This window comes from Bradyrhizobium ottawaense, assembly GCF_002278135.3.
Classification (GTDB): domain Bacteria; phylum Pseudomonadota; class Alphaproteobacteria; order Rhizobiales; family Xanthobacteraceae; genus Bradyrhizobium; species Bradyrhizobium ottawaense.
This window is the reverse complement of record NZ_CP029425.2, coordinates 7,019,547-7,032,506: the sequence shown is the minus strand read 5'-3', so window position 1 is coordinate 7,032,506 and position 12,960 is coordinate 7,019,547. Positions and strand designations below refer to the sequence as shown.

Below are 12,960 nucleotides of genomic sequence, written 5' to 3'. Positions count from 1 at the left end.
GGGGAATGTTTAGCGACATAGGTTCGCCGGTCACTGAGGTTTGTGAGCCCCGCGCCATCGCGTGTCAGAGCAATCGCCTGCGCTTCCTCTCAGGCCGGACCGGCGGCCCGTTAGGCTAACCTCCTCGTAGGGTTGCGTTACCCGACGCCCAATCGCGCTCAGGGGGCCGGTCGGCAACCAAGCATCCACAGAGTCGGCACTAGCTGGAGCCGATCTGCTTCGGAATCACCGCCAGCCGCTTTTATAGTGAGCTCACCAACCAAATAGCTGCTGCCGGGGGCATCGGCTTGCCGTCGCACCGGCGCCTCAAAGCCAGTCATCGCTCGCCACGAGCTCCGCGACAATCCGCCTTCTCTCGTCGCTGGACTTGATTGACGGCTTCGGTGAGGACCTCATCCGCGATCTGACTCAGTGATATTGCAGCGCTGTGTTGTTCCAAGCTTCTCAATGGAATTGTGCGCCGAGCTGGAGCACTCTTTCACGGATTAAAGTGCCGAATAGTGCGAGTGACATCGCGAAGTTTGGACGAGGAGTTCCTGCGCGGAGCGCTCGCATGGGGGGTATTTAGCTAATTCGGATGACCGGCGCCCGGTAGCGTGGATCCGATTACGCGGGAAGCAGCGGGGGCGCTGGTCGGGTGGATGGATCAGACGCTGTCTCTGCCGCGCATGCGCGACTGGTTGAAGTTAGCAGGAGCGTGACTCGGCGCCGAAATCCCCACGCATACTCGGGGCGAGCGCTGTCCCTACCACGCGCCGCTAACTTCAAGAGTCATTGTACACCGAATAGCTGTCCAAAAGCTGACGAACCCGACGGCATGCATCCGGCGAGAGCGCCTGCGCGGGTTCATGCCCTGCTGCCTAGCACCCAGCCATCTGCCTAGTGGACGACCAACGTAAAATATCGTTAGCATAGACACATTCCATCCCCTCAGCGCGTCGTGCCGGACGCGGTCCTGTCGCCGCCAAGGAACGGTCACAAGCAAGTTGAGCCGGGGCCTGCCGCCGCGCACATGGATAGGCCGATAGGCCCATGGGCTGTATTCTTCGTCGACTGGCAGGCTACAGACCGCTCGCTGCAAAAAACCCTGACATTATCGCCAGGGTTTTGCATGCCATCGAGAATTTAAGGAGGCCGATCAGAAGTCCATACCGCCCATGCCGGGGGCCGCAGGCATTGCTGGACCAGCCGTAGCCTTCTTCGGCAGCTCGGCAACCATCGCTTCCGTCGTGATCAGCAGCCCGGCCACCGAAGAGGCGTTCTGGACCGCGATGCGCACGACCTTGGCCGGGTCAATGATACCCTTGGAAACGAGGTTGCTGTACTCGCCTGTCTGGGCGTCGAAACCAAAAGAGTACTGCTCGTTGTCGAGGACCTTGCCGACCACGATCGAACCGTCCTCGCCGGCGTTGATCGCGATCTGGCGGGCCGGCCAGGACAGCGCCTTACGCACAATCTCGACGCCGGTCTTCTGGTCGTCGTTCTCGGTGCGCAGACCCTTGAGCTGCTCGGAAGCACGGAGCAGGGCGACGCCGCCGCCCGGGACGATGCCTTCCTCGACCGCCGCGCGGGTCGCATGCATCGCGTCATCAACGCGATCCTTGCGCTCCTTCACCTCGACCTCGGTCGCGCCGCCGACGCGGATCACCGCGACGCCGCCTGCGAGCTTGGCGAGACGCTCCTGGAGCTTCTCACGGTCGTAGTCCGAGGTGGTCTCCTCGATCTGCGCCTTGATCTGGGCCACGCGCGCCTCGATGTCGGCCTTCTTGCCGGCGCCGTTGACGATCGTGGTGTTCTCCTTGTCGATCATCACCTTCTTGGCGCGGCCGAGCATGTTGAGCGTGACGTTCTCGAGCTTGATGCCGAGATCTTCCGAGATCGCCTGGCCGCCGGTCAGGATCGCGATGTCCTGCAGCATGGCCTTGCGGCGATCGCCGAAGCCCGGAGCCTTGACGGCCGCGACCTTCAGACCACCGCGCAGACGGTTCACGACCAGGGTCGCAAGCGCTTCGCCTTCGACGTCCTCGGCGACGATGACCAGCGGCTTGCCGGTCTGCACCACGGCCTCGAGCAGCGGCAGCAGCTCGTTCAGCGAGGAGAGCTTCTTCTCGTTGATGAGGATGTAGGCGTCGTCCATCTCAACGCGCATCTTGTCGGCGTTGGTGACGAAGTAGGGCGAGATGTAGCCGCGGTCGAACTGCATGCCCTCGACGACGTCAAGCTCGGTCTCGAGCGACTTGGCTTCCTCGACGGTGATGACACCCTCGTTGCCGACCTTCTTCACCGCGTCGGCGAGGAACTTGCCGATCTCCTGGTCGCCGTTTGCCGAAATTGCGCCGACCTGGGCGATCTCGTCGTTCGAGGTGACCTTCTTGGAGTTCTTCTGAAGGTCCGCAACCACAGCCTCGACCGCAAGGTCGATACCGCGCTTGAGGTCCATCGGGTTCATGCCGGCGGCAACCGACTTGGCGCCTTCTCGCACAATCGCAGCGGCCAGGACGGTCGCGGTGGTGGTACCGTCGCCAGCAGCATCCGCAGCCTTCGAAGCGACCTCACGCACCATCTGGGCACCCATGTTCTCGAACTTGTCGTCGAGCTCGATCTCCTTGGCGACGGCAACGCCGTCCTTGGTAATTCGAGGTGCGCCGAACGACTTGTCGAGCACGACGTTGCGGCCTTTCGGACCGAGCGTGACCTGCACGGCGTTGGCGAGAATGTCGACACCGCGCAGCATACGGTCCCGCGCGTTTACTCCGAACTTCACTTCTTTGGCTGACATAGAAAATTCCTTCAGTCCCTATTAAGTCATCCTTTGGCGCGCCCGATGGGCTCTCCTCAGGAGGGGTGAGCTTTGCTGTGAATTAGGCGGCTTTCTTCTTGGAGAAGACATCGGTGAGAACACCCATCACGTCGCTCTCCTTCATAATCAACAGGTCTTGCCCATCGATCTTGACCTCGGTGCCGGACCACTTGCCAAACAGCACGCGATCACCGACTTCGATGTCGATCGGAATTAGCTTGCCGCTATCATCGTGGCCGCCCGGGCCAACTGCAATGACTTCGCCCTGCGATGGCTTTTCTTTGGCTGTGTCGGGGATGATGATGCCGCCGGCGGTCTTCTCTTCTGCGTCGATACGCTTGACCACGACGCGGTCGTGAAGCGGACGGAATTTCATAGAGGTCTCCTGAGCGTCTGAACAAGTTGGAGTTAAGCACAATGTGACAAGCAGCCCGTAGCAAGAGTCAGGCCAGAAATGCGCTAAGCGATCTGCCCTTCCAGTTCCGCTGAAGCATTCAGCGGCTGCGCGTGTGTTGTCCAGAAGCAAACGCGTAGAGGTGCACCAGCCCGCCCGCTGTCGTGAAAATGACATTGCGTTTCTTCGAATACTGCTTTGATCCCGGGAACACTTCAACGCTGCTCCGGGGGCCGTTGGACAGTTCGAAAGACTGCGCGTGTTGGCGGCGGTGCCGGCATTGCACGTGATCGCCTGACGGCACCATCTAGCAGCTGTGGCGGACAAAGCGTGCGGTCCACAAGCGGTGTCCAGCGGCGGCGCTCAAACCCTATTGAATTCACCCTGGTCATCGTGCCGGCAGCACTTGAAGAAATTTGCACGCGCCGCGAAAGCTTGATTGCGCCGGACATCGCGTACCGCTGTGCTTTCACGGTTGCGTTCCTCGCCTGCGTTTCCGAGGAAGAGAGTGCCGGGAGCTACTATCTGAGATGGCGGCCATGAGCCGAGAGCGCGCATTTTTGCGCAATTGTCATCGAGATGAGGGGCTGTTGCTATGCACGAGGGGCCACTCTGCTCGGCACGTGCCATAAATCATATCCGGCAGGTGGCGCTTGAACCAAGGCGTTCTTTCGGCTGGCAAAAAGCCAAGACGGCGATCTGACTCACTGAGGCCGCATTTTCCGGCGATAGGGTCGAGAATTGCATCGCGAGGTGCTCGATAGACTCCCTCCTTTTGATGTCGATGGCATCCAAACAGCTGTCGAGGATCGAAGGGATTGGCGGATTTAAGAGCAATATACCTTGATATACGTTGTGCAGCTGCTTCCGGCGTGTGATCGACTTCCAAGTCAAAATTCATCCGATCTCCGCGCACCATGGAAGAGCATCTGTGTCGTCCGTAGAAGTACATCAGCACATCGTCTCACTTCTGCAGAAGCCGAATCCGGTCATCCTGGATATTGGCTGCAATGATGGGACTGATACGCAAAAGTTCCTCGAGCTGTGCCCGCAACCCGAGCTTTACTGCTTTGAGCCGGACCCCCGAGCGATCGCGCGCTTCAAGAAGAAGCTCGGTCCATCCCTCAATAAGGTGAAGCTGCTAGAAATTGCCATCAGTGACCGAAACGGGACGATCGACTTCCATCCGAGTAATGCAGATGGGGATGCGAAAGATTGGGACCTGTCCGGTTCAATACGCCGCCCAAAGAATCATCTTACCGAGTATGATTGGGTCCGGTTTGATCGGCCTGTCTCGGTTGAAACACGGCGGCTTGACGACTGGTGCAGCGAAGCCAAATTGGACGGAGTCGATTTCATCTGGATGGACGTTCAGGGAGCCGAAGCCGACGTTATCGCCGGCGGTATGCGGACCTTGAGCAACACGCGCTTTATCTACACCGAATATAGTGATCGCGAGCTCTACGAAGGGCAGTTGAGCCTGCAAGCCATTCTTAGCTTATTGCCATCATTTGAAGTGGCGGCTCACTATCCGCGCGCAGTGGAAGGTGATGTATTGCTCAGGAATACGCGTGTCTAGCAGCTACTCATATCTAGCGTCTCATTCATGCCGCGCCTGATCAACGGACTCTGTGATGGCCGCACCCGCACAACGGTGATCGTCAAGGCGGGCGGCTATCGTTGCCCGATTGGTGTGCGGTTTCGGGCCGGCGTGAGCGCCAGCCGGTCCGTAGGGTGCGGCCAGCGCCATGGCAGTCAGCGGGTCCATCCGATCCTGAGGAGCTAAGGCCGTGGCGCCGTGGCGCTGCCGTGGCGATCGGACAGCCGATGTAGCAGCAAGGCGTTCGCACATTCATGACGCCGCTTCGTCGGTTCCGCTCTACCGGCAGTCGCCAGGATCTACTGCCGATCACGCCAATCCATCGCGCGGCCTCGTCGGCGCGCCCCAAACCGGGTCTAGCTTGCTAATGTCACTCCATCCCAACGGCAGAGGGCTGGCTGTATTGGAGGGCTGACATGGGTCTCTTCAGCCGGAAGATGGCCGGTTAGGCGATGCGCGATCTCATGCGGCCGCAGCGTCTCTTCCGCGCCGTCGATGCCGATCCGCCAGCAGCGGCCAAGAGCCAGATTGATCCATCATTCCGATGGAGGTGCACGGTACGCTTCACATCAATGTCGTACTGCCCTTGCCAGTGTCGGCGTGCCGCATCGATAAGCGGCAAGGTCGAGTGCCAGGATATTGCGCCGTGCAGTGCTGCACCGTGCGCCCAGGCGGCACAGCCCGCGAGAGTCGAGCCCCGTCGCTCGGTGATTTGGAAAGTTCGTCGGTTGAACCGCGAGCCGTTGCGCAGAAATTCAGGTAGATCCCGCTCGGCACGTCAATGATCGGGCAGGGGCGTAGAGGCTCAAAAAACATCGCCGTGTTTGGATGACGAACGAATGGTCCAGGATACGAGGTTTCGTTTTGAAGGAGGGAGAGCCCAGTAGTGTCTTTGTTCACATTGAAACAAGGTCGCCACGTCCTCAGCAGCAGACCACATCATGACGCCGGTCCGGTAATCCATTCGCGTGGCCTGTTGCCCGCGCCTGATCCCCTTACTTCATGGAAAGCCGGGCTGTATTGCAGTTCCGAGCAGGGCGAGGCCAGCACTCTGAAGCGTTCCCTCGTTTAAAGCTGCGTGCTGGGCAACCACGAAGCTGTCGCACATGGCGCGTGCTAGATTGCTGCTGGTATAGAGCGCCTCAGTTCCAGCAAGACCGCTCGAGATCCTGCAGACCTCAGCGCCCTGCCGCGCGGCGTTCGTCGCGGCGAGCCGCACTTGCATCGTGGTGCTCAGATTTACCTCGCCCGTGAGCGCTTGCTTCCACAGCTCTTCCGTGGCCTCGTAAAAGAAGGAACGAGCGGAACGTAGCATGGATTCGGCTTTGGCGATTTCAAGTTGGACATAGCCGCGCTGAGCCATCACGGGCGCTCCAGTGATCGAGGCGCGGCTTCCGGCCATGGCGATCACCTCGTCTATTGCGGCTCGCGCAATCCCGATGCCGACGATCGCATGCGCTTGCGCAGCGAAAGCGACGGACGGATAACGATAGATCGGCCCATCAAGTGTCACCGGACCGCCGCGGATCAAGGTCCATTGCTCTGGCACAATGACGTCGCTGACGACAACGTCGTGGCTTCCGGTGCCTCGCAGTCCGATGACGTCCCAATTGGGCCGGATTGTAACCTTCTCTGCCGGAATCACCGCTACACGCGGGAGGTCTCCGGCCGGATCGTCTTCCAGTGTTATACCAACTCCTATCAAATCCGCCCCGGGCGAGCCGCTAGCGAATGGCCACACGCCGTTCACGACAAATCCGTCGGCGCATCGCCTGGCGGGCTGGAGCGGGAAGAGCGCACCCGCCAATACGACGTCAGGTCCATTGGCGTACACTTTTCGAAGCGTGTCGTCCGGAAGAGCAGCGAGGTAGCGAGCTCCATCCCCGAAGCTGGCGACCCAACCGGCGGATCCGTCGGCCTGGGAGATGCGCTCGATCTGGCGGCAAAATTCGGCTGGTGTTCGCTCCTCGCCGCCGAATCGCTTCGCGACCATAGCCCGATAGATGCCGATGCGCCTGAAGCCGTCGATGATCTCTTTTGGAATTTCCTGCGCGGGGCCAAACTCGTTGCGACGCGCACGGATCTCGACAAGTAGCGGCGACAGATTATCCCAGGTCGCAGCCGCGGTGTGGGATTCGGGACATTGCTTTTCGGGTGAAGCGTTCATAAATCGTCCTCCGCGTCTTGTGCCGATCATGGTCGCGCGTCATTCATGGACTGCGCACGGGGCGAAACTGGGTGATACCATACCGGCGGGAGGACATTCTCAGAGTTGTCGCAGTTGATATCGCTTGCATGTGATTGCGCACGGTAGCTTCCCAATTTACGGGCCGGGAAGCTAGACTGAGATGGAGCTGTTGCCGTTGCATGGAGGCTGGCCGGCAAAACAGCCGGTAGGCGGCGGCGCGATATCGGCCGTCGTTGCCGGACTGGGTCTCCGGCGGTTGATCGGGGCATGCGATGTCATGTCCTCTCCATGGACGTGTGCTCACACGTCGGACAAGCCGGGTCGAACCAAGTGTGGAGTTCCTGAGTTATGCTCGGGAGAGCGCTCAAGCCTGCGACTTAGTTTTCATCGTTCCAGCAATCGGCGTGCCATTAAGCATGTCTGCCGGCCTTGTCCGAATCTCGCGAGATCATTCCGCCGCGCGGTGCCAGCACATGCTCGTGAATTTCGTGTATACTTTCCGCCAATGTCATTGACTCAACAAACCGCAAGCAAAACGACAGAAGCGGACCTCGTTCGCCGACCGGCCAGATTCAACGTTAATGCCAAAATTAGCACCCGCTCCGATCTCCCGATGCCACCAACAGCCCAATAGCCGTTCGTGCGACTGCGGGTGAGCGCCTGGTTAGAAGCGGACCTCCAGACAGCTGGTGTTCAGCAAACGCACGGAGCTCAAGACGCTGAATTACGCGATCAAATCTGTTCGAGGTGACTGCAAGAGTACCCGGCTCATGCAAGCAAAGACAAGGCGCTTCGAAGAGGCCCCGGGGAGCTTAGGAGGCTCGTTGCAGCACACGAGCTGTCTACCTTCTGTCCTACAGGACTCAAGAAATTCGGGCAGAATTCTGACCTGTCGACCCCTTTTGCAGCCGCCGGCGCCTCCATCTTCGGCGGTTTTCCAATGCTTCCGATTTTGGCCGAGCTTGCCAAATTCGCGCAGCATGCCCGCACTACGAGCGTTGCAACTGATGAGGGATCCACGTTCTGAAGCTAGTCTTCTGTTTCCTACTGAGCGACGCCGTGGTTGAAGAGCTTGCTTGCCAAGTCGATCGGTTGCCAGATGATTTCTGGCTGGCAGACGGTGCGCAACACTTGAATCATTGTTCTGGTATTCGCCTGGGCTGACAAATCTGGCACAATTTACTGTGTCCGCAGCAACTAACAACCTGATGGGCTTCGCGTACACACTATGCAATCTGCAAGCTGCCAGTTTCGTCTCGTATCGACCTCGTTATGGAGGACGGATAGTAAATTGTGCAAGTGGGCGGGTCGTGCGATTGTGCGCAATATCAGGCAGTGCATGCGAGATCGTGGTGAAAACAACCATGCTTTCAACGGCATCATCATTGCGGGCCGGGTCCCTTGGCGGCGAACGAGACTATCTAACGAATGATGGATGCGGCTGGCCTACTGGCGCGGGTGGCATGTTCGTTTACAGACCGGGCGGCCAGTCCTGCTGGTTGTTCTATGTGATCTGCAGCCCTGGCTGAGCTTGGTGATAAAGCAACACCATTCATGGCGTGCTCGATCGGAGCCAGAAGATCTCAGGATCGTCGCCGGCTCTGGAGTTCACAGCCAGGCAATGCGCTTTATCGCGATCTGCTGCCGGAACCACGCTATTGGGTTTGCAACTCAATATGGAGGCATGAACGCTGTCGGACGCGTTAGGTGCGTTTTTTGATGCTCGCCGCGTGTTGCTAGCATGAGTACGTAGAACATGAGCAGAATCAAGACGCCACGCATACCGAAGCACTTCCCGAGTTGATCATTTATTGTGGAGCGGATGGTATCCGGGGCATTTGTCGCAGACGATGGACCAAACAGCGGAGCGGAAGGGCCGTATCGCACGGCAGATGATTTGCCTCGGGTGTGAATGTGCTAGTGTCAGCTGACAATATCGACCTTACCGTTGTCGATCCGATACAGGGCCCCGACGACTTTCAGCCGGTTCTGCTCGACTGCAGCCTTCAGAATAGGGCCCGTCGATCTGAGTTTGTTGACATTGTCGATCACATTGTTTCGGGTTGCGCGGGCGGATGTATCGCCGGCCTGCCCTAGAGATGCGTTCACGGCGGGAGCAAGTGCGGTCACCAGGGCTGAAATGTGCCCTGGCGGCGGCTTATCTTGATGGAGCGACTTGATCGTAGCGTCTATCGCGCCGCAATGATCGTGGCCTAGTACGAGGATTAGCGGCGTGTTCAGTACTGCGACCGCATATTCCATACTGGCGAGTGTATCATCATTAGCGAAGTTGCCGGCGACGCGGCAGACAAACAAATCACCTAGCCCGCTGTCGAACACAAATTCGGGCGCCACGCGAGAGTCGGCGCAGCTCAGAACCGCCGCATATGGATTTTGGCCTTCGACCAAAGCCGAACGCTCGCGCCTAAGATCGTCGGCTCGTGATGCACCCTGGACATAACGTTCGTTTCCCATCAGCAGCCGCTTCAGGGCAGCATCTGGCGACAGCAGGTTATCTGGCTTGGGCGTGCTTTTTGCTTCCTTCGCATCGGCGATCTTATTGCCGAATCGCAGGAAAACTGTCGACGCAGCAAACAACAACAGCGAACGGCGCGAACGCGCGGTCCTGGTTAAATGGTACATATTTGGAGAATTGGCTGCATGCATGTGTCGCCTCAACGCACGGCCTTACGCCACCCGGTGGCTTCGGCTTCCGCTTCGCTACAAAACCAGCGTTCGCTACGCTTCTTCGTCATGTCGATTAGTTCGTAGCTGGCTTGCCCTGGCAGGTGATAGATCCGCTCGCCGCTGCGCTCGACAGTGCCTTTTATCAGGCACTCGGGGGACGGCGGTTCCGACAGCAGGACGGATCCGAGCAGTACTTCCTGCGCGTCGATCGGAACCGACCACGCGCCGACGATAATCGTGCCCTTATTGCGGCGAGGCCAGTCCCAGGGAGCGATGAACGCTCCCGACCACAGTCCCGTATGGGCTGTGCTTGCCGCCAACTCATAGACAGCGTGAGATGGAGCAGTCGATAGTGCCCAGCCCGAGCGTACCATCCAGACGTTCACATTCTCGCCTTCGATGAAGCAGTTACCGAGGGCTCGTCTGTACTCATCGACTCTCTGGGTATGACAATCCCAGGTTCGCCCATTTGAATGCTTGATAAGCTCGTCGCGAGCAGCTACGCCGCAGGCCCATTTCCGGCCCTCGACGTCGAGACAAATCTGGTCCGTCTCAGGAGCTTCGATGCCTGAGAGCCGAACGTTGGTTTTGTCGATCTCGATCGTATTGCCGTCGAGGATGCGCGGAGCACCGCTGAACGTCGCGGCGCAGACCGGAGATGTGACGAGAGCGAGCAATGCGAACATAATTCCGCGGTTCTTCATCCCGACAACAACCTTTCGCTCCTGATCCACGTTTCACGCACGACACGGTGCCGATACATTCGACTGCTTGACAGCGTTACGTCCGTTATTCCGCCGGCATTTCCGACGCGCTTTATGAGGGCTTCGCCGGAACGCGAACCTACGGCCTGACGCTGCGTAAGGATCAAGTGATTTCTTTGGGGCGTGCGGCGCTATTCTTCGAGCATCAGCGGCTCTCTCACTAGGACCGCGCTTTACTCTCTCCACCTGAGGGGAGATCCTCGCGGGCGGCGCCGAACTGGCGATGCTGAACAAACCCGAACCCCGGAACGTTGTCTTTGCAAAAAAAAGTGGCCGACGATGAAGCGCTGGCTCGCGCTGGAGTCAGGCGTGGAGCATCAACCTTGGTCTGGTTGGCGACGGTTTCCATCGGCAAAATGGCCGCTGCCAACGGTTCTGCAATGAAATTTCGCACTTCACACGAAAAGATGTGAAAAAGATCGGTCTGGCTTTCTCTGGCCGATTTAGAAGAAGACGCAATGGAGTTCAGGGTAGACGCCCGCGCATAACTTAACCTTCTTACGCCCGGCAAGATTGATCGTTGATGTCGACCTGGGCAGGTGGAGCAGAGTTAAACAGGCGTTTTCCATGCTTCGAAATCTGGATCGATGACATGCAGACGAATGGGTGCCAGCTAAGCTAGGGTCGAGCCAGTCTGGTCCTCGACGTTTTCTTGCGTACGGCCCCTGAGCTTCCCGGCCTGCGCGCTCGGAAATGCGCAAGCGCTCAGCGGTATGCCGGGTCGCTACCGGTGAACGTCTCCCGGTAACTTCCTCGCCGGTTTCGTCTCACACCCAGTTCCTGGTGCCTTCGACGTTGCTATACTCACGCACAGTGGTGTCCTCACACCGGCTGGAGTGAAGGCGGGAAAACCACATCTCGCAAGCTCGTGCGCGCCGCTGACACTAGGCGGAACAAACGCAATCGCGCGGCCGACCTTCTTGCGACGGGCCGGACTGCTGCGAGAAAGGCACCCGGACCGTTGCGGAAGCTAAAACAAAGCAAGTGCCGAGCGCGTATGTCTTGCAGTCGGTCCGAGGCACTGGGCCATGGAGGAACTGCGGCGCGATGTTGCTCTGCGGCAGTTTACTCGGGCCTTCGCTCTCCTAAGTCTTCCTCTTCATTTGGCTCGGTGCGTTGGAACCAGGAGCCAGGGGCAAATTTCGCGATGCGCTTGGCAAAGGAGGATTGTGGCTCCCAATCCTGTCCTTCTCTCTTTTCGAAAGTGATGACCCCGTTGTGTGCAAAATAACGTGGTCCTTGGATACTACAATTCACCAAGAGCAGAACGCGCCACACGTCACCCGTCTCGGCCGGTTTGCCATTCCGCTTCGGTAAGTAGTCCACTCCAACTGGTTCAATGATAGTACAGCGGCCCTGCCGCAGAAGATCGCCGAGCCGGCCTTGCGGGGTGGCCACGAAGTTGAAGTTGGCCGGATCATGCAGAAAGCGAAGATTTGCGTCCCTTTCGCCATCTGCGACTTCACTGGCGATCAGGGAGAGCGCCAGGGCGCGCCAGCCCAATTCCATCGGCTTCGCATAAGTCGACGCAAGTTCAAACGTGCCGTCGAGGGCGATCTTCCAGGTGATAACGTACTGTTCGTCCGATTTGTTGTCCCGGTGTCTGGTCCACGAAACGAAAATAAAGTCGTTTTGGCCAAGTTCAATAACGCCCCACATTTGAGGCACGAACTGTGCCACCTTCGAGACATTGGAGATAATTTGTTCTATCGTCTCACCATCTTGCGCTCGCCAAGTTGACTTCAATCGTTCGACAAGGGGGCTGTCGCTGGCCCGAATATTATTGCTCATGGCAGCCGGCCAGGCGAGGCAGATTAAAAATCCGACCAAGCAAAGCCATAGCGCGGGTCTTCCAGACATTCTCTTCATAACCCTCGGCCTATCGCGTTTCATCCAAACATCTTGTAAAGCAGGCAACCTCGAACCTGCTATGAGCCATCGCAAGAAGTTTACGGGATGCGACGTGGCACCCGCTGGCTGTCCCGCGCGATCAGGCGCTCCCTGTATGTCATGCGCAGCTAACTTCCCCGACAGCGACTGCGTCAGTTGGCTGAGCTGGACCTGCCCAGCAGGAGGAGACTGGGCATGCCGAGGGTCTGCATTCTTCGTGCCAGGCAATAGGCGGAAATTTTCACAGAGTTTGTGTCGCTCTTGTCGACTTTCTGACCTTTGCACGTTTTCGGTGTTCCTATTCAGTGTATCCGCCGCAGCTTGTGCATCCTTGTCCCGCACCGGATATTTAGCAGAAGAGTTGAACGCCTCGATGCCGGATGCCTGATGGACGGAAGTGCGTTTGCCGCTATTGAGCTGTGTGGTTCGCTATCGTGCCGCCGGCGTTCGAGCTGCATGATTGCCAGCGGCACCAAGCCGGCTTGATCCCGGCTTTGAAGTCTGGGTGGCACGCAAATCAACCCCTCGCCTCGTATGTTGCTAAATTCCGCCACGTGCCTTGGCCTATTCGCTGCAGATCCTTTAGTTGAGAGAATAGCTGGCTAGCCGAGGTGCTGGGCGAAACTCTGGAAATCG

Annotated in this window: 8 protein-coding genes; 1 reads left to right on the top strand and 7 read right to left on the bottom strand. The window is 58.5% G+C overall.

Going from position 1 to position 12,960, the window contains the following annotated elements; genetic code table 11:
• Positions 1-1,138 precede the first annotated feature (1,138 nt).
• A complete protein-coding gene (gene groL / locus CIT37_RS33090; protein ID WP_011084855.1) occupies positions 1,139-2,779 on the bottom strand; it encodes a chaperonin GroEL in 1,641 nt (546 codons plus the stop codon).
• 82 nt (positions 2,780-2,861) lie between these two features.
• Positions 2,862-3,176 (bottom strand): co-chaperone GroES, encoded by a 315-nt coding sequence (locus tag CIT37_RS33085; RefSeq protein ID WP_011084856.1) that lies wholly within the window; start codon positions 3,174-3,176, stop codon positions 2,862-2,864.
• 949 nt (positions 3,177-4,125) lie between these two features.
• On the opposite strand from CIT37_RS33085, the gene CIT37_RS33080 reads away from it, so the two are divergent.
• Entirely contained in the window at positions 4,126-4,773 is a 648-nt protein-coding gene (locus CIT37_RS33080) for an FkbM family methyltransferase (protein WP_028144322.1), read from the top strand.
• A gap of 1,021 nt (positions 4,774-5,794) precedes the next feature.
• On the opposite strand, the gene CIT37_RS33075 is transcribed toward CIT37_RS33080, so the two are convergent.
• The 5 genes from CIT37_RS33075 to CIT37_RS33055 all read right to left on the bottom strand — a co-directional run bounded on the left by CIT37_RS33075 (position 5,795) and on the right by CIT37_RS33055 (position 12,225).
• Positions 5,795-6,961 carry a flavin-dependent monooxygenase gene (locus CIT37_RS33075; RefSeq protein WP_174719440.1) on the bottom strand — a complete coding sequence of 389 codons (1,167 nt, stop codon included), beginning with the start codon at positions 6,959-6,961 and terminating at the stop codon, positions 5,795-5,797.
• 1,944 nt (positions 6,962-8,905) lie between these two features.
• Positions 8,906-9,649, bottom strand: coding sequence for a carbonic anhydrase (locus CIT37_RS33070; protein WP_028144320.1), 744 nt, complete (start codon positions 9,647-9,649; stop codon positions 8,906-8,908).
• Positions 9,650-9,657: 8 nt separating this feature from the next.
• Complete coding sequence (locus CIT37_RS33065; protein WP_342291666.1) at positions 9,658-10,374, bottom strand: thermonuclease family protein; 717 nt, start codon at positions 10,372-10,374, stop codon at positions 9,658-9,660.
• Between the two features lie 220 nt (positions 10,375-10,594).
• Complete coding sequence (locus CIT37_RS33060; protein WP_145643067.1) at positions 10,595-10,945, bottom strand: hypothetical protein; 351 nt, start codon at positions 10,943-10,945, stop codon at positions 10,595-10,597.
• A gap of 554 nt (positions 10,946-11,499) precedes the next feature.
• Entirely contained in the window at positions 11,500-12,225 is a 726-nt protein-coding gene (locus CIT37_RS33055) for a nodulate formation efficiency C protein (protein WP_224516888.1), read from the bottom strand.
• Positions 12,226-12,960 lie beyond the last annotated feature (735 nt).